The sequence below is a fragment of the Pseudomonas paeninsulae genome (assembly GCF_035621475.1).
Taxonomy (GTDB): Bacteria; Pseudomonadota; Gammaproteobacteria; order Pseudomonadales; family Pseudomonadaceae; genus Aquipseudomonas; species Aquipseudomonas paeninsulae.
On the sequence record NZ_CP141799.1, the window covers coordinates 4,258,346 to 4,282,394 of the forward strand.

The following is a 24,049-nucleotide window of genomic DNA, read 5'->3' on the forward strand; positions in this document are numbered from 1 at the left end:
CAATTAGCTCGTCACGCCTACCCCTCCCGCTTCTCCCGAGCGAAATCTACAAATAACGTTGCAACTCATTTGCATGCGTAAATGCAAAGCAATATCATTCGCGCTCTTTTCATGGGGAGTCGCGCGGTGACCGTCTTACGCTTAAATCCACTCTATCTATCGCTGCTGGGCGCCTTCGCCGTGCAGACCGTGCATGCCGAATCGAACACCGCACTGGAGATTCCAGCCGCCGTGGTGACCGGGCAGCAGCAACAGACCAGCTACAAGCCCAGCCACAGCACCAGTGCGCTGAAGATCGATGCACCGCTGCGTGATATTCCGCAGACGGTCAACGTCATCCCGCAGAGCGTGATCAAGGATCAGGGCGCCCAGTCGATGGAAGACGTGCTGAAGAACGTGCCGGGCGTGGGCCTGTCCAACGGCGATGGCCAGCGCGACCAGGTCACCATCCGCGGCTTCAGCGCCATCGGCGACCAGTACATCGACGGCATCCGCGACGACGCGCTGTACTACCGCGACCTGTCCAACATCGAGCGAGTGGAAGTGATCAAGGGCCCCGCCGCCGTGCTCTATGGCCGCGGCTCCTCGGGTGGCCTGATCAACAGCGTGAGCAAGCGCCCGACCTTCGCCCCGGTGCAGGAAGTCGGCGTCACTGTCGACAGCGAAGGCAAGCAGCGCACTCAGTTCGACGCCGGCTGGGCCGACCAGGAGCAGGGCGACAAGGCCTTGCGCGTCACCGGTGCAGTGGAAGACAGCGACGGTTTTCGCGACGACGCCTTCCTCGAGCGCAAGGCTCTGGCGTCTTCGGCCTACTTCAGGCTGTCCGATGATCTGGAACTCAACCTGGGCGCCAGCTACCTGTACGACAAACGCCTGATCGACTTCGGCATTCCGGCGCTGAACGGCCGCCCGGTGGATGTCGACCCGGGCACGCGCTTCGGCTCAGGCGATCCGGACCAGGACTACACCCGCAGCGAGATGTTTTCCTTCACCGCCGGCCTCGACTACCAGATCAACGATGATTTCAGCCTGTCCAACACCAGCCGTTACTACCACTACGACCTGGACCGCAATAACACCCTGGCGCACACCGACGCCAACCGCTTCGTCACCGCGGCCAACGGCGAATTGCTGGTCAAGCTGCGCCGCGGCAACGTACAACGCAAGGAAGATGGCTGGTTCAACCAGACCGAACTGAAGCAGCAGGCGCAGCTCGCCGGCATGCAGCACAACCTGCTGTACGGCGTAGAGCTGGGTCGGCAGAACAAGGACCAGGCGTTCTTCAGCCAGAGCGATGTGGCACGCGTTCCGGTGTTCCGCGACGGCCTGGTCGAGGTGCCGTTCCAGGCGGCGCAGTTGACTGGTAAGGGCCGCAACATTCAGGACACCGCCGGCTTCTACGTGCAGGACCTGATCGAATTGGCGCCGCAGTGGAAGGCCCTGCTCGGCGTGCGCTACGACGTGTTCGACCAGGAATTCCAGGACGCTCTGAGCGGCAGCGACATCGCCCGCACCGACAAAACCTGGAGCCCGCGCGTCGGCCTGGTCTATCAGCCAGACCAGATCCAGTCCTACTACGTGTCGGTGAGCCGCTCCTTCCAGCCGTCCGCCGAAACCTTCCCGCTGAGCAACTCGAACAAGGACCTGGAGCCGGAACAAACCACCAACTACGAGCTGGGCGGCAAATGGGACCTGCTCGATCAGCGCCTGTCGCTGACCGCCTCGGTGTTCCGCTTGGAGCGCACCGACATGAAGACCAGTGACCCGGCCAATCCCGGTCAGTTGATCCTCGCCGGCGAGCAACGTACCGATGGCTTCGAGACCACCCTGACCGGCCAGCTCAGCGACAAGTGGCAGGTGTATGCCGGCTATGCCTACCTGGACGCGCAGATCAGCAAGTCCACCAGCTTCACCAATGGCGTGGCCAATGAAGGCCAGACCCCGACCCTGACCCCGGAACACAGCGCCAACCTGTGGCTGGTGCGTTCGCTGACCCAGCAGTGGCGAGTCGGCCTGGGCGCCAACTACGTCGGCGAGCGCTTCACCGCGCTGGATAACGCCACCGTCATGCCTGGCTACACCACCTTCGATGCCGCGCTGCTGTACAACCAGCCGCAGTGGGACGCGGCCCTGCGCCTGCGCAACGTGTTCGACAAGGAGTACTTCGCCTCGGCCCACGGTTCGGTCGACCTGATCACCCCCGGCGCGCCGCGCAGCCTGGAGCTGAGCGCCAACTATCGTTTCTAAGTCTATGCCTATCGAGTGTCCCCCACCGTTGAGCTCAAGGGTGGGGCTACCCGGAAAATCCGGCAACAACCGATGCTCCCCCAGGCCTAAAACGCAAAGACCCGCCAACAGGCGGGTCTTTTTTATGCAGAAGCTGTTACAGGTAGTAAGCCTTCAGCGGCGGGAAGCCGTTGAACTCCACTGCGCTGTAGCTGGTGGTGTAAGCCCCGGTAGACAGCCAGTAGAGGCGGTCGCCGCTCGCCAGGTTGAGCGGCAGGCCGTACTTGTAGTTCTCATACATGATGTCGGCGCTGTCGCAGGTCGGCCCGGCGATAACCACTTCTTCCAGCTCGCCTTTCTTCTCGGTGTAGATGGGGAACTTGATGGCCTCGCCCATGGTTTCGATCAAACCACTGAACAAGCCGACGTCGGTATACACCCAGCGCTCGACGGCGGTACGCGACTTGCGCGCGACCAGCACCACTTCACTGACCAGGATGCCGGCGTTGGCGATCAACGAGCGGCCCGGCTCGAGGATGATTTCCGGCAGGTCATCGCCGAAATCGTCCTTGAGGAAGCGGATGATTTCCTCGGCGTAGGTTTCCAGGCTGTTGGTGCGGGTGATGTAGTTGGCCGGGAAGCCGCCGCCCATGTTGATCATCTTCAGCTCGATGCCGTCTTCTTCCTTGAGGCGCTCGAAGATCACCTTGACCTTGGCAATGGCCGCGTCCCATACGGAAATATCGCGCTGCTGCGAACCGACGTGGAAGGATACGCCGTAGGGCACCAGGCCCAGTTGACGGGCGAGAATCAGCAGGTCCATGGCCATGTCGGTCTGGCAGCCGAATTTGCGCGACAGGGGCCAATCAGCCGTGGTGGAGCCCTCGGTGAGGATGCGCACATAGATTTTCGAGCCTGGCGCGGCCTTGGCGATGTTGCGCAGGTCGGCTTCCGAGTCGGTGGCGAACATGCGCACACCCTTCTCGAAAAACAGGCGGATGTCCTTGGCTTTCTTGATGGTGTTGCCGTAGCTGATGCGCTCCGGGCCGACGCCACAGTTCATCACCCGATCCAGCTCGTAGATCGAGGCGATATCGAAGCTTGAGCCTTTGTCCTTGAGCAGGTTGATGATCTCGACCGCCGGGTTGGCCTTCACCGCGTAGTAGACCTGGGCGAAATCGAAACCAGCGCGCAGGTCGTCGTAAGCCTGATCGATGATTTTGGTATCGATCACCACGAACGGGGTTTCCTGTTGGTCGGCGAAATCCTTCATTTTCTGGAAGGTTTCACGCGGGTAGTAGTCTTCGACCTGAATCGGCATGCGCGGGACTCCAAATGGCAAAACACACAAAGGTAATTAGGGAGGCCTTACCAACTAATTGCAAGGCCGCGAACGCCTGATCAGTTTCCCCACTTTGGTTCGCCTACTTCCCAAGGCATGTCGCCGAGTATCGAAATCGATCTCTCGTCGTCAGTACTTGAGCCGGATGGATCGTTGCCAGCATGGACGTTCGGGCGCGAACTTTAGGACCATGGACAGCTTAGATCAATCAAAAATTGTCGGATTGCCACTCGGTTTTTTCGGCGTATTCATGGGTCGTTGCAGATTCAAAACAAGGCGTCACGAAATGCTGCACAACGTCCGGCAAATCGCACTTTTACCGCACTGACTACAGGTCTCCGCGCTCAGGGCCGTTTGCCGTTATAATCGACGCCTTTTTTGACAGACAGACTATCAGTCGACGGGTTCCCCCAGCATGAGCAACCAGGCCGCCGAAGTCGCCAAAAGGCGCACATTCGCCATCATCTCCCACCCGGACGCCGGTAAAACCACGATTACCGAGAAACTCCTGCTGATGGGCAAGGCGATTGCCATCGCCGGCACGGTGAAGTCGCGCAAGTCCGACCGCCACGCGACCAGCGACTGGATGGAGATGGAAAAGCAGCGCGGCATCTCCATCACCACCTCGGTGATGCAGTTCCCCTACCGCGACCACATGATCAACCTGCTCGACACCCCCGGCCACGAAGACTTCTCGGAAGACACCTACCGCACCCTGACCGCAGTGGATTCGGCGCTGATGGTGCTCGACGGTGGTAAGGGTGTGGAGCCGCGCACCATCGCCCTGATGGATGTGTGCCGCCTGCGCGACACGCCGATCGTCAGCTTCGTCAACAAACTCGACCGCGATATCCGCGACCCGATCGAGCTGCTCGACGAAATCGAGGCGGTCCTCAAGATCAAGGCCGCGCCGATCACCTGGCCGATCGGCTGCTACCGCGACTTCAAGGGTGTCTACCACCTGGCTGACGACTACATCATCGTCTACACCGCCGGCCACGGTCATGAACGCACCGATGTGAAGATCATCGAGAAGCTCGACTCCGACGAAGCCCGCGCCCACCTCGGTGACGAGTACCAGCGCTTTGTCGAGCAGCTGGAACTGGTCCAGGGCGCCTGCCACGAATTCGACCAGGACGAGTTCCTCAATGGCCAGCTGACCCCGGTATTCTTCGGCACCGCGCTGGGCAACTTCGGCGTCGACCACGTGCTCGACGCGGTAGTCAACTGGGCGCCCAAGCCGCTGGCGCGGGTCGCCAACGAGCGCACCGTCGAACCCAGCGAAGATAAATTCAGCGGCTTCGTGTTCAAGATCCAGGCGAACATGGACCCCAAGCACCGCGACCGCATTGCCTTTATGCGCATCTGCTCGGGCAAGTACAGCCAGGGCATGAAGATGCGCCACGTGCGCACCGGCAAGGACGTGCGCATCGGCGATGCCCTGACCTTTTTCTCCAGCGAGCGCGAAATGCTGGTAGAGGCCTACGCCGGCGACATCATCGGCCTGCACAACCACGGCACTATCCAGATCGGCGATACCTTCAGCGAAGGCGAGGCGCTGGGCTTCACCGGCATCCCGCACTTCGCTCCGGAGCTGTTCCGCCGCGTGCGCCTGAAGGACCCGCTGAAATCCAAGCAACTGCGCCAGGGCCTGCAACAGCTGGCCGAGGAAGGCGCGACCCAGGTGTTCTTCCCCGAGCGCAGCAACGACATCATCCTCGGTGCGGTCGGCGTGCTGCAGTTCGACGTGGTCGCCAGCCGCCTGAAAGGCGAATACAAGGTCGAGTGCGGCTACGAGCCGATCACCGTCTGGTCGGCGCGCTGGATCGAGTGCAGCGACAAGAAGAAGCTCGAGGAATTTACCAACAAAGCGGTGGAAAACCTCGCCATCGATGGCGGCGGCCACCTCACCTATCTGGCGCCAACCCGGGTCAACCTGGCACTGATGGAAGAGCGCTGGCCGGAGGTGAAATTCAGGGCGACGCGCGAGCATCATTGATCGGTGGTGAAAGCCAACCCTCTCCCCTAGCCGGGCGCCCCAGCCCTCGGCTTTAGCGTCCGGCGTAGCCCTACCTCCTGCATCCATGCAGTCGTCTCCCTGGGCTGTTCGGCGGTGACGGAAAGATCACGGTCAAACAGGCTCTACGCGGTCGGCTCCCTCTACCCTCCGGGGAGAGGGTTGGGGTGAGGGGCAGCTATCTCAGCCTGTCGCAAAATCTCCGCAAGTACCTCAGGCATCTGCGCCAAAACCTCCCGGTTACTGAAGCGCAGCACCCGCACTCCATACCCTTCCAGATAGCGACTGCGCTCGGCATCCTTGCACAGGGCCTCATCGCTAAAGTGTTGCCCACCATCCAGTTCGACCGCCAAACGCAACTCGGCACAGTAAAAATCCAGCACATAAGGCGGCAACGGATACTGCCGACGGAACTTGAAACCGCCGAGCTGGCGATTTCTCAGACGCTGCCAGAGCAACCGTTCGCAGTCGGTCAATTCATGACGCAATCGTTGGGCAAATTCGCGTTGCTCGGCCGTAGGCCGTTGAGTGCCTTTGGGCATGTTTCACCTCCGTGTGAAATTGCAGAGTCACCCCTCACCCTAGCCCTCTCCCCGAAGGGAAGAGGGAACTGATCTGTACCGCCAAGAAGATCGCAGTCAGTCCCTTACCAATAATAGGTAAGCAATACTGACACGCCCCCTACGCCTTCGCCCCCGCCGCCACCAGCTCCACCGCCTCGCCCCGTTTGATCAACGCACACACCACCCCGGTCAGCAGGCTGCCGGCGACTATCGCCAGCAGGTACAGCGCTGCATGGTTGATCGTATTGGGGATCAGCAGCACGAACAGGCCGCCATGCGGCGCCATCAGCTTGCAGCCGAAGTACATCGACAGCGCACCGATCAGGCCGCGACCGGCTTGGCGAACACAATCACCCCCAGAGCCACCAGCAACGCAGCGGCAAACCCGCAGGCGCGCCACCAATCCCCCCGCCGCCGGGCGGCCAGCGAAGCCTGCAAGGCTTGCAGGGCGTAGTAGATGACGAACATCTTCGAGGCGTAGGTGATGATCTCGTAGATATTCGCCGTCCAGGTGATGGCAATGGCCACCAGCGCGGTGAGCAGGTTGCCCAGGCGCACCGGCACCCGCCCGCCCGAAGCACCGGCCAACAAACCGCCGGCGCCGTTCATGTCGGCTACCGCAGCAGACAGCTGCGAGGCCAGCGCGGTGAGGATCAGTAGCGGCGCCACGGCGCTGCCCAGCGGTCGCAGCAGGTCGATGATCGCGGTTTCCCCACCCTGGGGCGGCAAGCCATCGCTGAACAGACTGGTAATCAGCAACAGAAACGCCAGATAGATCGCGGTAGCAATCCATTGTGACCAACGCATGCTGCGCACCCGGGTGGCCGGGTCATATTTGCTACCCAGATAACGCGAAGTCTCAAAACCCTGCACCAGAATCACCAGCCCCAGGAGGATCTCCAGCGCCTGCCAGCCGCGCACATGTTGCTGGCCGAGCCAGGCCAGCTCGCCCGCCGTGAACGCTGACAGGTTGACCTGCGCCAGCACCGCCAACAGACCGCCAATCAGTGACAGCTTCAAGGCGACCACCAGCACTTCGAGGCGTTCCAGCCCGGCGAGGCCGCGCAGGGCCCCGAGCAGGCCGATGGTGGCGATCACCACCGTCGACACCAGGCGAATCCAGAACGGGTCGAGCACCTCGCCGAGACGCAGGCCAAAGGCAGCGAACAAATTAAGGTAGTAGGCCACCGAGACGAAGTAGGCCAGCGACAATGCCAGCTCGGAGAGACGCTCCAAACCCACCTGATAGAGCGGTGGCTGATTAGCCAGGCTCGGCTCGACATAGCTGATGTTGTAGCGAATGGACGCACCGAACCAGTAGCCCAGCGCACACAGGGCGAGCATCGCCAGCCAGGCCCAGTTGCCCACGGTATGCGCCAGGATCGGCCCGGCCACCAGGAAGCCCGAGCCGATGATCGAGGCCAGTGGCGTGACCGTCGCCCGCCACATGGGCGCAGCCAGCAGCCTGGGCCGAAACAACAGGCAGGCGAACAACAGGGCCGCGCCAATCAGTACGCCATTATTGATGCTCAGCATCGTGTCCTGCCATCCAGCTGAATTCAGGGGCCGAATCCTGCCGCTCCGGGGCACGGCAAGGCAAGCGGCGTTTACCCGCAGGGTTCCGGCCGGCCCCGCGCTTGCGGTCGGCGCGCTACACTGACCATTGCAGAGCGCCTGCGACCCCCGGGAAACCATGGAAAAGCCATCGCCACCGATTGCCCTGACTCCCACCCAGCGCCTGCGTGAGCGGCGCCGCCGGTTGCGCAGCCTGCGCCAGCGTGCGGCTTTCTGGCTCGGCGCCTTGCTGGTCGGCCTCATCGCGCTGGCTTTCGCCTGGCTGGCCGACCATGCCTTCGAGCAGTTCGAATGGTTGCTGGGGCAGAGTGTCTACTGGCCCTGGCTGGTCACCCCACTGGGCTTCGCCCTGCTCGCCTGGCTGACCCAGGGCTGGCTGAAGGAGGCCAAGGGTAGCGGCATTCCCCAGGTGATCGCCTGCCTGGAACAGCCCTCGACGCGCCTGCGCAGCCAGCTGCTGGCGGTACCGGTGGCCATCGCCAAGATGCTGTTGACGGTCCTGGCCCTGCTCTGCGGCGCCTCCGTCGGCAGGGAAGGCCCCACCGTGCACGTGGGCGCGGCACTGATGTACAACTTCGGCCGGCGTCTCGGCCTGCATGGCCGCCATGCCCTGTCCGGACTGATTCTCGCTGGCGGTGCCGCCGGGATTGCCGCGGCGTTCAACACCCCGCTGGCCGGCGTGGTGTTCGCCATCGAAGAGTTAAGCCACCGCATGGAGCAGAGCTTCAATGTCCTGATCCTGATGGCGGTGCTGATCGGTGGCATGGTCACCCTCGGTCTGGTCGGCCGCTACAGCTACTTCGGCGAACTCAGTGCAACGCTGCCGCTAAGCAGCGCCTGGCTGGCGGTGCTGGCCTGCGGGGTACTCGGCGGCGTGCTCGGCCGGTCTCTACTGTCGCCTAGTGCTACCGGCCAGGCGCGGCCCGCTGGCCGTGCTCGGTGCCTGGAGGGCACGCCGCCCGGTGCTGTTCGCCGGCGCCTGCGGCTTGCTCCTGGCCCTGCTCGGGCTGATCTCCGGCCATCACGTATTCGGCACCGGCTACGCCGAAACCCGCGCCCTGCTCGACGGCCAGCCACAGACCGACGCACTGTTCATCCTGTGGAAGTTCCTGGCCAACGTGGTGTCCTACCTGGCGGGCATCCCCGGCGGCCTGTTTTCGCCGTCACTGGCGGTCGGCGCCGGCATGGCGCCCTGGCTGGTCGACTGGATTCCCGGAATCGACTTGCAGACCGCTGGCCTGCTCGGCATGGCCGCCTACCTGGCCGGCGTGACCCGCACGCCACTGACCGCCACGGTGATCACCATCGAGCTGTCGCACAGCCAGGACATGGCCCTGCCGATCCTCGCGGCCAGCCTGCTGGCCAGCAGCATTTCGGCACGCATCTCGCCGGTGGCGCTGTATCGCGCCTTCGCCAATCAGTTGCTGGACAGCATCGCGCCGCTGCGAGAAAAGCCGCCCACGCCACCCGCCGCCGAAGCCCCACCCCGCTAGATACTCAGGCCACCTCCTGCACCAGCCAATGAACCGGTGCAGGCTTAGCCAGCCTCTCGCAGCAAAAAATCGCCTTAGTGACTGAGCATCCACGCTCGACCGGCGGGCTTGCCTTCATCGCCTGCGGGTTGGTCGGGGTGGGGTGCCAGCGATTTGTTTGGCCTGCAGCGACCGCAGGCGCTGGGCACACCGACAATGCCGGCACCGGCGCAACACCGAGCAGTGCATAAGCCTGGGCCGGCGAATAACCGACACCTAAACAGCGACCCGATCCAGCACCGCAGCCGTCTTGCACGCCTGCTCGCGAATGCGCCGAGCGTGCGGCTACTGCTCGGCGAGCGTCCAGGCAATCAGCGAATCGCCGATCTTGGTACCGAAGGATCCATGCCCGCCGGCCATCTGCACCACGTACTGCTTGCCGGTCTTCGCCGACACATAGGTCATCGGCGTCGCCTGACCGCCCGCCGGCAGCCTGGCTTTCCACAGCTGCTCGCCGTTCTGCAGATCGTACGCCCGCAGGTAGTAGTCCAACGTGCCGCTGAGGAAAGCAACGCCTCCGGCGGTTACCAGCGGTCCGCCCAGCGCCGGCGTACCCACCGTAAAGGGGATGCCGAGCGGCGCGCTGTCGCGGCTGGTACCGTTCTTGTGCATCCATACCGGCTTCATGCTGCGCAGATCGACTGCGCTGACGAAGCCCCAGGGCGGCGTCTGGCACGGCAGGCCGAGCACCGACATAAAGGGTTGCAGGCGCACCATATAGGGCGCGCCGAGGTTGGGTTGCAGACCGGTCTCTCCACCGCCGCTGCGTTCCTGCGGGTCGACGTCGCTACGCTTGACCAGTTGCGAAACGAACGCCAGGTAGTTCGGCGCACCGAACAGCAGTTGCCGCACCGGATCGACCGCCACCGATGGCCAGTTGAAGGTGCCTACATTGCCCGGATAGATCAATGAGCCCTGCTCCGACGGCGGCGTGAAGTCGCCTTCATAGCGCAGCTGGCGAAACTGGATGCGGCACATCATCTGGTCCAGCGGTGTGCCGCCCCACATATCCCGCTCGCGCAGCGGTTGATCCGGCGCGTAGCTGAGGGCGGAGGCCGGTTGGGTCGGCGCGGTGAAGTCACCGGCGACGGCGCCCTGCGCGACCGGCCGCTCGGTCACCGGGACGATGGGTTCGCCGGTCCGACGATCCAGCACATAGAGGTCGCCACGCTTGGTCGGCTGGATGATCGCCGGGACCTTGCCCTGCGGACCGTCGATATCCACCAGTATCGGTTGTGCTGGCAGGTCGCGATCCCAGAGGTCGTGGTGCACGGTCTGGAACTCCCAGCGCACCTTGCCGCTGTCCAGCTCCAGTGCCACCAGCGCGTCGGTAAACCGCTCGGACTCAGGCGTGCGCTGCACCCCCCACTGGTCGGGCGTCTGGTTGCCGGTGGGTATGTAGACCAGCCCCAGCGCCTCATCGGCCGTCGCGATGGTCCAGGAATTCGGCGTGCTACGCACGTAGCTTTCGCCCGGCGGCAAGGGGGCGGTCGCGTCCGGGTTGCCTGGATCGAAATTCCAGACCAGCCGGCCGCTGCGCACGTCATAGGCCCGAATCACCCCGCCCGGAGAATCCACCGCACCATTGTCGGTGATCGAGCCGCCGACAATTACTAGCTTCTCGGTCACCACCGGCGGTGAGGTCGGCAGATAGACGCCCAGCGCACCCTCACCCAGGCCGACCTTCAGGTCGACGACGCCTGCGCTGCCAAAGTCCGCGCAGGGTTTGCCGTCCTCAACATCCAGCGCAACCAGGGTACCGTCGTTGGTCGGCAGGAACAGCCGGCGCTCGCAGCGGGCGGCTGTCGGCGCTACAGGTTTTGCCCCAGCCGCGGCATAGACGCTGGCGTCGTGCAACGCCAGGCCGCGACAGGTCATGTGCTGGTAGTACTCGGCCTCTCGATTGATGCTCGGATCGAAGCGCCAGCGCTCCTCGCCGCTGTCGGCATCCAGCGCGATGGCAATGCTGTGAGGCGTGCAGATGAACAGCTTGTCGCCCACCTTGAGCGGGGTGACCTGGTTGGTCACCTCGCCGGGATCACCCGCGCCCGGCAGGTCACCGGTGTGGTATTCCCAGGCCTTTTCCAGCGTGCCGACGTTTTCCGGAGTGATCTGCTTGGCCGGTGAATAGCGATCGCCGCGATCGGAGCCGCCATAGGCCGTCCAGTCGTTCGCCGAGCGCCCCGCCAGCCCTTGAGGATTCAGGCCCTGCATCTGGGCGTCGCTGAACTCGCCCTTGAGCGATGAATAGTCCTGCGTCAGCGCGTAACCCGCCATCAGTGCACCAGCCAGCAGGCCCAGGCCAAGCAGACCGGTGGCACCGTCGCGCCAGACCAGCCGGTCGCCGACATGACGATTGATAAACGGCACGATCAACCAGAGACCAAGGATGCACCAGAGGTCGATACGCGGCGCCAGCTGCCACCAGTCGAAGCGCACCTCGTAGAGGGCCCAGGCCAGCGTGGCGAGCAGCAACAACGCGTAAAGCCCGATTGCGTCGCGCCGCCGGGCGAACATCAGCCCGGCCACGACCACCAGGCCGATGCCAGCGCACAGGTAATACCAGGACCCGCCCAGTAGCACCAGGTAACCGCCGCCAGCCAGCAGCAGCCCCCCCAGCACCAGTATCACCACGGCAGTCAGGGTGATCCGCAATGGACGTGCTGCGTATTCACTATTCATCCAGCACTCTCCTGCCGATTCAGTTGCGCCCGCAGCGCTGGCGCAATCTGGCACAACATCATTTCAGCGCGCTATCTGTGGCTACGGCTGCAGGGCCTTGATTCAGCCCTGCTACCACTCAACTCAGGCTAGCGCATCGACGACCAGCGGCTGCGCCTCGCCCCGCTTGATCACCGCATACACCACCCCGGTCAGCAGGCTGCCGGCGACTATCGCCAGCAGGTACAGCGCCGCATGGTTGATCGCATTGGGGATCAGCAGCACGAACAGGCCGCCGTGCGGCGCCATCAACTTGCAACCGAAGTACATCGACAGCGCACCGGTCAAGGCGCCACCGGCGATGCTCGCCGGAATCACCCGGAACGGGTCCTTGGCCGCGAAAGGAATCGCCCCTTCGGAAATAAAGCACAGTCCCAGCACCCCCGCCGCCTTGCCGGCTTCACGTTCGCTCTGGGCGAACTTGTGTCGGGCGATAAAAGTGGCGATGGCCATGCCGATCGGCGGCACCATGCCGGCGGCCATCACCGCGGCCATGGGCGCGTAGCTTTGCGAGGCCAGCAGGCCGACGGAGAAGGCGTAGGCGGCCTTGTTGATCGGCCCGCCAAGGTCGACGCACATCATGCCGCCGAGCAGCAGGCCGAGCAGGATAGCGTTGGTGCTGCCCATGCTGTCGAGGAACGCGGTGAGCCCGAGCAACAGGCCCGCCACCGGCTTGCCGACCACATAGATCATCACCAGGCCGGTGAACAGGCTGGCCAGCAACGGGATGATCAGGATCGGTTTCAGCGCCTCGACGCTGGCCGGGAGCTGCACCCAGCGGGCGATGGCCTTGGCCGCATAGCCGGCGAGAAAGCCGGCGATGATGCCGCCGATAAAGCCCGCCCCCAGCGAGCTGGCGAGCAGACCGCCGATCATCCCTGGCGCCAGGCCGGGGCGGTCGGCGATCGAATAGGCGATGTAACCGGCCAGCACCGGCACCATCAATTTGAACGCGGCTTCGCCACCGATCTGCATCAGCGCGGCGGCCAGGCTGCCCTCCTGCTTGAACGCCTCGATGCCGAAGACGAACGACAGGGCGATCATCAGGCCGCCGGCCACCACCATCGGCAACATGAAGGACACACCCGTGAGCAGGTGCTTGTACGCCCCGCCCTGTGCCGCGGGGCCGGACTGGGCGGCTTCTGCTTTGCCGCCAGCGACCAACGGTTGCGCCTCGACCAAAGCCCGTTCGAGGGTCTGCCGGGGCTGCTTGAGGGCCACCCCGGTGCCGCAGCGAAAGACCTTCTTGCCGGCGAAGCGGGCGGTTTCCACCTCGATATCGGTGGCCAGCAGAACCACATCGGCAGCGGCGATGGCAGCGTCATCCAGCACGTTGCGCGCGCCCACCGAGCCGCGGGTCTCCACCTGCAACTGGTAGCCAAGCTGCTCGGCCGCCTGTTGCAGGGCCTCGGCGGCCATGAAGGTATGCGCTACCCCGGTCGGGCAGGCGGTCACCGCGACCAGGCGTGGCCGGGCAGTCGCCTCGGCGAGCGCTGGCGCATCGTGCTGCAGGATTTCGGCGTGCTCGGCGGCGGCGAGCAGGAACTGCTGCGGATCGACCAGCGCTTCGGCCGGCGTGGATTGCACCAGGCGCTTGCCGACGAAGCGTTGCAGCGACAGGTCGCCGGTCTTGACCACCACCACCAGTTCGGCGGCGGCGATATCCGCCTCGCTCAGCGGCGAGCCTATCGCCTTGGGGTCGTGGACCTCGACCCGACTCGTCCAACCCAGACGTTGGGCAGCGGCTTCCAGTAAGCGCGAGCAGAGCACGCTGGTGACCATGCCATTGGGGCAGGCGGTGACAATCAGTAAATTCATGGCAATGACCTCATTATTGTTTTAATCCAGGTGCGCGACAGTCACGCCCGCTTCCAGGCGCGCCAGTTGTTCCCGGTCGTGAATACCAAAACCGAGCTGGGTGACCGCCTGGGCGGCAATCGCGGTGGCCAGACGCAACGTGCGTTCGGCCGGCCAGCCAATCAGCAGGCCGTGCAGGGTGGCGGCCAGCAGCGAGTCGCCGGCGCCCACCGTGCTGACCACCTCGACTCGCGGCGGCCGCGCTTGCAGCGCAATGTCCGGGCCGAACCAGTAGACGCCCTCGGCGCCGCGCGACAGCAGCACATGCTCCACGCCCGAGGTACGCAGGCGCAGCGCAGCGGCCCGCAAATCGGCCGCCGAGGACGTCGGCAAAGCGCAGGCCTCGGCCAGCTCCTCCTCGTTGGGTTTGATCAACCAGGGCGCCACGCCAAGTCCGGCGCGCAACGCAGCGCCACTGCTGTCCAGCGCCAGCGGCAGGCCAAACGCCTGCAGCCGGCGCAGCAGGCTGGTGAACCATTCGGGGCTGACGCCCTGCGGCAGGCTGCCGGCGACCACGATGGCGTCGTGGCCGGCAACCATCAGTTCCAGCGCCTCGAGCAACTCGGCCTGGTGCACCGCCTCGACCTGCGGTCCCGGACCATTGAGGTCGGTGATCCGCCCGCTGCGCTCGGCCAATTTGATATTGCTACGGGTTTCGCCGGGCACGCGGACGAAGGCGTCGACAAAACCGCGCCGAGCGAACAAGGCCTCGAAGGGCGTGGCGTTGCCCAGCCCGAGAAAACCACTGACCGTGACCTTGTGGCCCAGGTCTGCCAGCACCTGGGCCACGTTCAGGCCCTTGCCGGCGGCGTGAGCGTGCAAGCCCAGGCTGCGATTGACCGCGCCGGGGTGCAGGGCTTCGAGCGATACGGTCAGGTCCAGCGCCGGGTTCAGGGTCAGGCTCAGAATGCGTGCCATCAGCCAATCTCCTCGACCAGGGCGCGCACTGCCGCGGCGCTTTCCAGACCTAGCGCCTGCTGGGCCAGCAACTGGCTCTGACTGAAATCCAGCTCGCGCACCCGCGCCTTGACCAGGGCGATGCTGCGCGCCGAGACGCTCAACTCGTCCACCCCCAGGCCGACCAGCAGGGGCACCGCGAGCATGTCGCACGCCAGTTCGCCGCACACTCCGACCCACTTGCCATGGCCGTGGGCGGCCTCGACGGTCATACCGATCAGGCGCAGCACCGCCGGATGCAGGCCATCGGCCTGGGCCGACAGGGTCGGGTGGTCGCGGTCGATGGCCAGGGTGTACTGGGTCAGGTCATTGGTGCCGATGCTGAAGAAGTCCACCTCGCGCGCCAGCACCGGGGCCAGCAGCGCCGCCGAAGGCACTTCGACCATGATCCCCAGTTGCAGGTCGGCCAGCGGCATCTCTTCGCGCAAGCGCAGCGCCATGTCACGCGCGCTGCGCCATTCCTCGACGCAGCAGATCATCGGGAACATGATCCGCAGCGGCCGTCCATCGGCGGCGGCGAGCAAGGCGCGCAACTGGGTTTCCAGGATCTCCGGGCGCTGCAGGCTGAGACGAATGCCGCGCACGCCGAGAAATGGATTCACCTCCGCCGGCATCGGCCAGTAAGGCAGCGGCTTGTCGCCCCCGACATCCAGGGTGCGCACCACCAGCGGTCGCCCGTCGAGGGCATCGAGCACGCGCCGGTACTCGGCCTCCTGGGTCGCCTGGGTCGGCGCCTCGGCGTGATCCATGAACACCAGCTCGGTGCGCAACAGCCCGACCGCTTCGCCACCCAACTCGACCGCCGTAGCGGTTTCACCGCTGGCGCCGATATTGGCCGCCACTTCCAGACGATGACCGTCGCGGGTCACCGCTGGCTGCATGCGCTCGGCATGGGCGCGCGCGCGGCGGGCTTCACTGGCCTCGCGCTGGCGCAGCGCCTGCGCCAGGGTCTGCTGGTCGGGCGCCACGCGGAGCAGACCGTGATCGCCATCGAGCAACAGCACAGTGCCCTGGGCCAACGCCAGGACCGCCTCGCCGGCACCCACCACCGCCGGGATACCCAGCGTGCGGGCGATGATCGCACTGTGCGCGGTGGCGCCGCCGCGCGCGGTAAGGATGCCGGCGACGCGCTGCCGATTGAGGCTGGCGACATCCGAAGGCGCCACTTCGTCCATCACCAGAATGTAGGGTTCGTCCGGCTCGTGCAGCGCCTCGACGCCACACAACGTAGCCAGCACGCGGCGGCCGATATCCCGCAGATCGGCGGCGCGCTCGGCCAGCAGCGCATCATGCAAGGCTTCCTGCTGGCTCGCCGCCGCCTCGATCTCGCCAGCCCAGGCCGCCTCGGCGCTGAGTCCAGCGCTCAGGCGCGCCGTCACGTCCTCGGCCAGGGCCGGGTCACGCAGCATCGCCTGGTGGGTGATGAATATTTCGCGGATATTGGCCTCGGCCGTGGCCTCGACCAAGCGCTGGATGTCGGCGCTGACCTGTTCCAGCGCCGCGCTCAAGCGCTGCTGTTCCAGCGCTGCGCCCTGACCTTGCTGCGGGTAATCCAGCACCGGCGGCACCCGCACCAGCGCCGGGCCGATGGCGATGCCTGGCGCGGCGGCAACTGCCTGCAGTCGCGCCCCGGCAGCCGGTGCTTGCGGCTTGGGCACAGTACTGAGCACTGGCGCAACACTGGCCGAAACTGGGGTGTCGGCCAGCGGCAAGGGCTCGAGGCTTTCGCCGAGACCGGCCAACACGGCGGCTTCCAGGGCCGGCAGGACCTCTGCGGCGATCGCCGGTTCGGCGCTGAACTCCAGCGCCTGACCACGCCGCGCGCCCAGCGCCAGCAGCTTGCTCAGGCTCTTGACCGACACCCCGGGCCCCGCCTCGCCAGCCAGACGCACCCGCACCTCGCCGGCAAAAGCCAGGGCGATTTCGCTCAAGGCCTTGGCCGGGCGGGCATGCAGGCCATGGGTATTGGCCAGGATCACGTGCCGCATCGGCCAGTCGGCGGGCACTTCGGCGCCCAGGGCCTCGAGCACGCTACGACTGCTGGTCGCTTGACTGAAGGCCGCGGCGCGGCCCTCGATCAACAGGTCGCACAAGCGTTCGAGCAATTGCCGGTGGGCCTCACCCAGGCTGGCCAGGCAGAACAGGCCAGTCAATGGCTGGCCCTGATAGTCGAGCGGCTGCGCCGGGGTGACGAACGCCAGACCGGGACTGAGCACCGCCTGATCGCTGTGCAACCACCACAGGCCATTGCCCAGCGGCAGCGGCTGGCCTTGGGCCAGGCTGTTGGCGAACCCCGACTCGGCGCAACCCGCCTTCTTCAGCAGCCGCGCGCCCTGCCAGAGCAACTCGTCGAAATCCTCGACCGCCACGCCCAGGCCGATCAGTTGACTGTCCAGCGCCAGTTCCTGCGGCGCACCTTGCAGTAACGCGACTATCGCCTCGGGCTCCTGCGCCTCGCGCAACGCCGGGCCGAGATCGCCTTCGCCGAGGGCCCGGGTCAACAGTTGCAACAGACGCAGGTGCTCATCCGAGCGAGCGGCGATGGCAATCGCCAGGTAGACCATCTGCCCATTGCCCCAGTCCACCCCGTCGGGGAACTGGATCAGGCGCACGCCGGTGCAATACACCTGATCGCGGGTTTGCGGGGTGCCATGGGGAATCGCGATGCCCTGGCCCAGGTAGGTCGAGCCCTGCGCTTCGCGCGCCTGCATGCCGGCGAGATAGCCGGGCGCCACCAAATCATCGCCAACCAGGCGATCGGCAAGCAGCACCAGCGCCGCCGGTTTATCCGCGGCGCTACGGCCCATCTGGATCTGCGTGACATTCAACTCGAGCATTGAAGACATCCTCTGGCAACTGACGGCGGCGCTAGCGTGAAACCCCGACTATTCGCAAAGAATAGTCGCTCTGGCGACTTGCTGAATCGTTTCACCTAATGACTGGCACGTTACCTGATAATCGGCGATCCTTGAAGCCCGGTCGTCATCCCACTCAGGACTCCGCCTTGAAACTCAGTGACATCGCCCGCCTGGCCCAGGTTTCCGTGACCACCGCCAGTTACGTCATCAACGGCCAGGCCGATAAACGGCGGATCAGCGCCGCCACCGTGGCGCGGGTATTGGAAGTGGTCGAACGCCACGGCTACCGCCCCGACCAGCAAGCCGCTGGCCTGCGCCGCGGACAGAGCCGCTGCCTGGGGTTTATCCTGCCGGACCTGGAGAACCCCAGTTACGCGCGCCTGGCCAAGCTGCTCGAACAGCGCGCCCGCGCCGCCGGTTATCAATTGCTGATCGCCAGCTCCGATGACGACCCGAGCAGCGAGCGCCAGTTGCTCGAACTGTTCCGTTCGCGCCGCTGCGACGCCCTGATCGTCGCCAGTTGCCTGCCGCAGGACGACCCGGCCTATCTACGCTTGCTCACTGCCGGCGTGCCGGTAATCGCCGTCGACCGCGCCCTCGATCCCGCGCACATCTGCTCGGTGGTCAGCGACGACCAGCAGGCCGGCGCCTTGCTCACCGCCAGCCTGCTCAGCCCGCCACCGCGGCATATCGCCCTGATCGGCGCGCGCCCGGAGCTGCCGATCAGCCAGGCCCGCGAGCGCGGCTTTCGTCAGGCCCTGCACGATTTCGGCGGCACTGTCAGCGTCAGCCACGCCGAACAATTCAACCGCGCCTGTGGTTACCGGCAGATGCGTGCCCTGCTGGACAACCCCACCGACTTGCCGGATGCGCTGATCACCACCGCCTATGTCCTGCTCGAAGGGGTCTTCGATGCCTTGCAGGAACAGTCGGGGCCGGGCATCGACGGTCTGCGTATAGCCACCTTCGGCGACACCCAGTTGCTGGATTTTCTGCCGCTGCGGGTCAACGCCATAGTCCAGCAACATGCACAGATCGCCGAACGCGTCCTCGAATTGGCCCTACGCGCCATCGAGCACAACGACTACCAACCCGGTATCGAAGCCATCCCGCGCATTCTCAAGATCCGCCACGCGTTGTAGGAGCCAGGGGGACGTCTGGTGTCGCGCCACGAATAATCTGTCGCTTTCCGTGGGAGGGCCGGGTGGCGTTCCCACACCAGCCTGGCATTGAACCGGCATATCATGGTTGACGCGACGCTAGTGTCACGACAGGGTTCAAATGTCGCAAACCTGTAGGAGCACGCCATGCGTGCGAATCGCCGGCATGGCCGGCTCCTACAAAAAAGCCGGGCGGCGTATGATTCTGGCCATGCGCCTGATCGACACCCACACCCACCTCGATTTCCCCGACTTCGACGCCGACCGCACCGAGCTGCTCGCACGCTGCCGCGCCCTCGGAGTGGAGCGCCTGGTGGTGCTCGGCGTGCAGCAGGACAACTGGCAGCGGCTGTGGGATCTGGTGCAGGGCGATGCCGGCCTGTACGCCGCCTTCGGCCTGCACCCGGTGTTCCTCGACAGCCATCGCCCCGAGCACCTGCTCGCATTGCGCGACTGGCTGCAGCGCCTGGCCGGCCACCCGCAACTCTGCGCGGTGGGCGAGTTCGGCCTGGATTATTTTCTCGAGCGGCTCGACCGCGAACGCCAACAGACGCTGTTCGAGGCGCAACTGCGCCTGGCGCTGGAGTTCGAGCTGCCGGTCCTGCTGCACGTACGGCGTGCCCATGCCGCCTGCATCGCCACCTTGAAGCAGCTCAAGCCTGCGCGCCGCGGCATCATCCACGCCTTCGCCGGCAGCTACGAGGAAGCCCGCGAATACCTCAAGCTGGGCTTCAAACTGGGCCTCGGCGGCGCGCCGACCTGGCCCCAGGCCAAGCGCCTGCAGCAAACCCTGGCGCGCCTGCCGCTGGAGGCCGTGGTGCTGGAAACCGACGCCCCGGACATGGCCCCGGCCATGCACCCGCACCAGCGCAACAGCCCCGAATATCTGCCGGAAATCTGCGCCTGCCTGGCCCAATTGATGAATGTCGAGCCAGAGCAACTGGCCGCAGCCAGCAGCCGCAATGCCGCGGAGTTGTTCGGCTGGGCTCTCTGAACACCACAACCTTGCCTGCTGGCGGCCGCAGTTTTTGTAGGATGCGGTTGAGCGTAGCGATACCCATCAACTGGTTCACAACCTCCAGGTTTTATTGATTTGCCGCAGATTGTCGTGATGGGTATCGCTACGCTCAGCCTACGCGGCCCATCCTACGGATTGCTGGCCTGAAGCGACCCATCAACCGGCAGCCAGCCCGGACCGCCCTACGCTCCTGGCGCAAACGACAAGGCCCGCCAAATGGCGGGCCTTGTCGGTACTGCTACAAACCTCAGACGCGGAACGCGCCGATCAACTGCTTCAAGCGCGACACCAGCCCGGACAACTCACGGCTGGCCGTTTCGGTCTGGCTGGCGCCCGCGGCGGTGCGTTCGCCAGCGCGGTTGATTTCGACGATGTTCTGGTCGATATCGTGTGCCACCGCAGTCTGCTGCTCGGCGGCCGCGGCGATCTGCTGGCTCTGGTCGACGATCATGCCCACCGCACCGAGGATGTTCTCCAGCGCCAGTTGCACCTTGCCCGACTCGCTGACCGTGCCGCTGGCCATCTGATGGCTGGCGCCCATGGCCTTGACCGCCGCACCGACGCCACCCTGCAGCTTGCCGATCATGCTCTCAATCTGCTCCGTAGACTGCTGGGTGCGCTTGGCCAGATTGCGCACCTCATCGGCGACCACGGCGAAACCGCGGCCCTGTTCGCCGGCCCGCGCCGCCTCGATAGCCGCGTTGAGGGCCAGCAGGTTGGTCTGTTCGGCGATGCCCTTGATCACGTCCAGCACCTGGCTGATCGAGGCGCTGTCGCTGGCCAATTGGTTGATCACCGCCACCGACTGATCGATCTCGCCGGCCAGGCGCTGAATACTGCTCACCTGGGACTCGACCAAGGCGCGGCCGTTAACGGTTTCGCGGTTCACACTCTGCGCGCTGTCGACCGCCGCGGCCGCACTGCGTGCTACCTCCTGGGCGGTGGCGGACATCTGGTTCATCGCCGTCGCCACCAATTCGATCTGGCTGCGTTGCCCGGCGACCGCCTGGTTACTCTCGCCGGAAACCAGCTCCACGCTATCGGCCTGACGCTCGACCTCGACCACGGTCTGGCCGACGCGCTCGATCAGGTCATGGATCTTCTGCACGGTCTCGTTGAACACCTGCCCCAGTTCGCCCAACTCGTCCTTGCTCTGCGCCGTGAAGCTGACCGTCATATCGCCGGCCGCGACTTTATTCATGACCTCGCCGAGGCTTTTCAAGGTGCTCCGGGTCGACACATAGAAGGCGCCATAGAGGTAGCCGATCAGCAGGAACACCAGCACCAGCGCCGCGACCAACAGGACCATCTGCCCACGATTTTCCTGCAGCCGTTCCTGCAGCTGCTGATCGAGGAAAGCCAGCACCGCATCGTTCAGCTCATAGGTCTTGCCCATGGCCGCGCCGACTTCTTCATAGAACTGCGTCCAGGGCGTATCCAGGGTATCGGCGATCACCACCTTGTCTTCGAACAGCACCGCGCTGGTCTTCAGGGTCGCCTGGCTGGCCGTGGCCAAGGTTTCCAGTGCCCCACGCGCAGCCGGGCTGCTACTCAAGGCTTCCTGCAGATTCAAGCCATATTCAGCGTGGAGTTTTTCCAGTTCCAGCAATAAGTCGTCGAACTTGGTACTGGTGCCCGAATTGAGAAAGCCCTGCCCCAGGGAAGCAGCACCCATCGTCCGGCCTTCGCCCAATGCGGAGACAACCCGCGGCGTGATGCCGACGATCAGCTCGGTCATCTGCCGCACTTCGCGCTGACGATCCTGGCTGAGTCCGGCCTGAGCTGCGATCAGCTTGATAAATACCTGCGATCGGCCCAACAGCTTTTCGGCCATTGCCGCTTTGCCTTGCAGCGACGTCTCGCTCTGCACAGCGGCCAGGTTGGCAATCATTTCATCGCGTTTGGCGGCGAATTCATCGATCTGTTCGGCCTCGTGCACCACCGGCGCCAAGTCGCGCAGGCGCTCCGCGATGGAGCCTTGCAGGCGCGCGCTACGACTCTCGAGATCGCCGGCCTGACCGGACTGACCGATCATCACGTTGATTTCCGCCAGGTCGGAGAAATCCTCCAGGTCGCGCCTTAAATTCAGCGCCTGACCGAGCAGATCAATACTCTCCAGAGCCGCCTGGGTACTGACGAACTGGCGATTGGAGTCACGTACCAGATAGAAGTTGGTGACCAGCATGGGCAGAAAGAACAGGACACTGATCAAACTGAACTTCATGCCAAAGCTGAGGCGATTCATTAGCGCGATGGCCGGATACAGCACGGTCTTCACAAGACGTCTCCTGTTCTAATTATTGTTATGAAGCGGTGCACGGTCGTTCACCCAAGAGGCGACAGGCCTTGCGTCTCTTGCAGCCCGACCCAGGGTGTTGCAAGCAGTGCGTTAGATACCGATTGACCAGCTTGAGCAGTCGCACAAAGAACTTATCGGGCACAGCACCTTGTATACCTGTTATCGACGCCAGTCTCTGTAACTTAAGGTTAAGCACGCGCATATCCCAAGCGTGGGCCGTCAGCAGGAGCGGGTGCCTTGCCCGGCGAGCGCAGGCTGACCGGCAGCCGTAGAATGCTGCGGGCCGCGTAGGCTGAGCGCAGCGATACCGCTCACAGTGGCCCGGATGAACGCCGGGAAATCTGCCGCACGCGCAACCGCGCCCCGGAGAGCGCCGAAGCTTATGCGTATATGGACTGATTGACCGATGATGACGCATGAGCGCCGATGGGTATCGCTGCGCTCAATCACATCTTACAAAAGCCTGCGAGCGCGAATGATCAGTAGAACAGCGCCCACAGGGCGAATACGCTGTACCAGAGCACGGCAGCGCGCACCAGCAGCTGCCACAAGCTGTCCAGGCTGCTCACCCCGACTTCGCCGATCACCGGCGCCGGCGTTTCGCAGGCCGCACGCCCGACATCGATCACCAACTGTGCGGCACTGATGTCCCAGCTCAACAATTCGTGCAGCAACACCCGATTGACCGCCACGAAATTGCCGACCAGGGCGAAACTCGCCGCCAGTACCCGCACCGGCAACCAGTCGAAGGCATGCCGCAGCTGCACGGCGCGCTCGCGCAAGACTTCCTGCTCAGCATGTTCGGCCAGCAGAGCCAGCAGCCGATAAGCCAAGGCCGCCAACGGGCCAAGCAGTGCATACCAGAAGATCACGGCAAATAAACTCTGGTAGGCCTGCCACACCAGATGACCCTGCACCTGTTGCAGCAGCGCGCCCTCTTCGTCGGCCTCCAGAGCCAGGTCACGGCGGGCGACCAGATAGGCCGCCTCGCTGTCGCCGCGCCGCCAGCTGTCGCGAAACGGCCCGAGCGCCGCCTGCAAATCGCCACGCCCAAGGCTATAGATCAGCACCAGCAGGTGCAGCGGCAACGCCAACCAACCGTAGGCCAGCGGCTTGAGCAGCACCAGCAGCAGCCCCAGCACCACCAGCGGCAGAACCACCAGCAGCACGATCGCCAACCATGGGCTCTCGATAAAGCTCGCTTGCCGCTCCGCCCAGGCCAGCAGCCGCAACCAGGGACCGTCCTGCTGGATCTTGTTGCGCCAGGCCGAGAATTTTTCCACCCACAGCACCAGCAACAACACCAGAAAACTCATGATTTCTCCTTCCTATCCATCAGTGCAGCGCGCAGGCGCGACCAGTCGAACGCCGGGCCGGGGTCAGTCTTGCGGGTCGGAGCGATGTCGCTGTGCCCGCAGATCCGTTCCAGGGTGAGCGCCGGATACGCCCTTTGCAACTCGACCGTCAGGCCAACCAATGCGGCATATTGCGCATCGGTGAAGGCCTGTTCGTCAGTACCTTCCAGCTCAATCCCCAGAGAAAAATCGTTGCAGTTGTCGCGCCCGGCGAAACACGATTGCCCGGCATGCCAGGCGCGCTCGTTGCACGAGACAAACTGGGTGATGGCGCCGTCGCGTTCAATCAGGAAATGCGCCGACACGCGCAACGTCGCTATCTCGGCAAAGTATGGATGCTCATCGACGATCAGGCGATTCTGGAAAAACTCCTGCACCTTGCTGGTACCGAACTGCCCCGGCGGCAGGCTGATGTTATGGATCACCAACAGGGAAACCTCACCCTGCGGGCGCTCATTGAAATTGGGGGACGGGCAGTGGCGCACACCTTGGCACCAACCACTGCGAGGATCCGGCTGCATAAAGGCTCCTTGAACGAGCCTCCACTCTAGAGCAGGCCGGCAACGGGG

Annotated in this window: 14 protein-coding genes and 3 pseudogenes; 5 read left to right on the forward strand and 12 right to left on the reverse strand. The window is 64.5% G+C overall.

Annotated features, from left to right (window positions below; all coding sequences use genetic code 11):
- The first annotated feature begins 111 nt into the window (after positions 1 to 111).
- Positions 112 to 2,247 (forward strand): TonB-dependent receptor, encoded by a 2,136-nt coding sequence (locus VCJ09_RS19655; protein WP_324734698.1) that lies wholly within the window; start codon positions 112 to 114, stop codon positions 2,245 to 2,247.
- 136 nt (positions 2,248 to 2,383) lie between these two features.
- On the opposite strand, the gene VCJ09_RS19660 is transcribed toward VCJ09_RS19655, so the two are convergent.
- The gene (locus VCJ09_RS19660) at positions 2,384 to 3,547 is read right to left on the reverse strand and encodes a type III PLP-dependent enzyme (RefSeq protein ID WP_324731740.1); all 1,164 of its coding nucleotides are present in this window, start codon (positions 3,545 to 3,547) and stop codon (positions 2,384 to 2,386) included.
- Between the two features lie 436 nt (positions 3,548 to 3,983).
- Between VCJ09_RS19660 and VCJ09_RS19665 the strand changes: the two genes are divergently transcribed.
- Positions 3,984 to 5,567, forward strand: a complete 1,584-nt coding sequence (locus tag VCJ09_RS19665; RefSeq protein ID WP_324731741.1) for a peptide chain release factor 3 — start codon at positions 3,984 to 3,986, stop codon at positions 5,565 to 5,567.
- A gap of 161 nt (positions 5,568 to 5,728) precedes the next feature.
- On the opposite strand, the gene VCJ09_RS19670 is transcribed toward VCJ09_RS19665, so the two are convergent.
- From VCJ09_RS19670 to VCJ09_RS19680, 3 genes and pseudogenes are all read right to left on the reverse strand, one after another.
- Positions 5,729 to 6,127, reverse strand: coding sequence for an endonuclease domain-containing protein (locus tag VCJ09_RS19670; RefSeq protein ID WP_324731742.1), 399 nt, complete (start codon positions 6,125 to 6,127; stop codon positions 5,729 to 5,731).
- Between the two features lie 139 nt (positions 6,128 to 6,266).
- Positions 6,267 to 6,485: pseudogene (locus VCJ09_RS19675) on the reverse strand (PTS fructose transporter subunit IIBC); the annotation flags it as partial.
- Positions 6,470 to 7,684, reverse strand: a complete 1,215-nt coding sequence (locus VCJ09_RS19680; protein ID WP_324731743.1) for a hypothetical protein — start codon at positions 7,682 to 7,684, stop codon at positions 6,470 to 6,472. The pseudogene VCJ09_RS19675 and the gene VCJ09_RS19680, both read right to left, overlap by 16 nt.
- A gap of 157 nt (positions 7,685 to 7,841) precedes the next feature.
- On the opposite strand from VCJ09_RS19680, the pseudogene VCJ09_RS19685 reads away from it, so the two are divergent.
- Positions 7,842 to 9,216 (forward strand): annotated as a pseudogene (locus VCJ09_RS19685) (chloride channel protein).
- A 324-nt stretch (positions 9,217 to 9,540) separates the two neighbouring features.
- On the opposite strand, the gene VCJ09_RS19690 reads toward VCJ09_RS19685, so the two are convergent.
- The 4 genes from VCJ09_RS19690 to ptsP form a co-directional block, all read right to left on the reverse strand.
- The gene (locus VCJ09_RS19690; RefSeq protein WP_324731744.1) at positions 9,541 to 11,937 is read right to left on the reverse strand and encodes a membrane-bound PQQ-dependent dehydrogenase, glucose/quinate/shikimate family; all 2,397 of its coding nucleotides are present in this window, start codon (positions 11,935 to 11,937) and stop codon (positions 9,541 to 9,543) included.
- Positions 11,938 to 12,060: 123 nt separating this feature from the next.
- Positions 12,061 to 13,794 (reverse strand): fructose-specific PTS transporter subunit EIIC, encoded by a 1,734-nt coding sequence (locus tag VCJ09_RS19695; protein WP_324731745.1) that lies wholly within the window; start codon positions 13,792 to 13,794, stop codon positions 12,061 to 12,063.
- Between the two features lie 21 nt (positions 13,795 to 13,815).
- Complete coding sequence (gene pfkB / locus VCJ09_RS19700) at positions 13,816 to 14,751, reverse strand: 1-phosphofructokinase (RefSeq protein ID WP_324731746.1); 936 nt, start codon at positions 14,749 to 14,751, stop codon at positions 13,816 to 13,818.
- Positions 14,751 to 17,627 carry a phosphoenolpyruvate--protein phosphotransferase gene (gene ptsP / locus VCJ09_RS19705; RefSeq protein ID WP_324731748.1) on the reverse strand — a complete coding sequence of 959 codons (2,877 nt, stop codon included), beginning with the start codon at positions 17,625 to 17,627 and terminating at the stop codon, positions 14,751 to 14,753. Before ptsP ends, pfkB begins: the two co-directional genes overlap by 1 nt.
- 167 nt (positions 17,628 to 17,794) lie before the next feature.
- Between ptsP and cra the strand changes: the two genes are divergently transcribed.
- Entirely contained in the window at positions 17,795 to 18,790 is a 996-nt protein-coding gene (cra, locus tag VCJ09_RS19710; protein WP_324731749.1) for a catabolite repressor/activator, read from the forward strand.
- A gap of 229 nt (positions 18,791 to 19,019) precedes the next feature.
- Positions 19,020 to 19,802: a TatD family hydrolase gene (locus VCJ09_RS19715; RefSeq protein ID WP_324734699.1), complete on the forward strand. Its 783-nt coding sequence runs from the start codon at positions 19,020 to 19,022 to the stop codon at positions 19,800 to 19,802.
- A 271-nt stretch (positions 19,803 to 20,073) separates the two neighbouring features.
- Here the strand turns inward: VCJ09_RS19715 and VCJ09_RS24895 are convergent, their stop codons facing one another.
- From VCJ09_RS24895 to ampD, 4 genes and pseudogenes are all read right to left on the reverse strand, one after another.
- Positions 20,074 to 20,787, reverse strand: a complete 714-nt coding sequence (locus VCJ09_RS24895) for a methyl-accepting chemotaxis protein (RefSeq protein ID WP_407693052.1) — start codon at positions 20,785 to 20,787, stop codon at positions 20,074 to 20,076.
- 141 nt (positions 20,788 to 20,928) lie between these two features.
- A pseudogene (locus VCJ09_RS24900) lies at positions 20,929 to 22,071 on the reverse strand (HAMP domain-containing protein); the annotation flags it as partial.
- A 533-nt stretch (positions 22,072 to 22,604) separates the two neighbouring features.
- The gene (gene ampE / locus VCJ09_RS19725) at positions 22,605 to 23,441 is read right to left on the reverse strand and encodes a regulatory signaling modulator protein AmpE (RefSeq protein ID WP_324731753.1); all 837 of its coding nucleotides are present in this window, start codon (positions 23,439 to 23,441) and stop codon (positions 22,605 to 22,607) included.
- Positions 23,438 to 24,001, reverse strand: coding sequence for a 1,6-anhydro-N-acetylmuramyl-L-alanine amidase AmpD (gene ampD, locus VCJ09_RS19730; protein ID WP_324731754.1), 564 nt, complete (start codon positions 23,999 to 24,001; stop codon positions 23,438 to 23,440). The genes ampE and ampD overlap by 4 nt, the downstream gene beginning before the upstream one ends.
- Positions 24,002 to 24,049 lie beyond the last annotated feature (48 nt).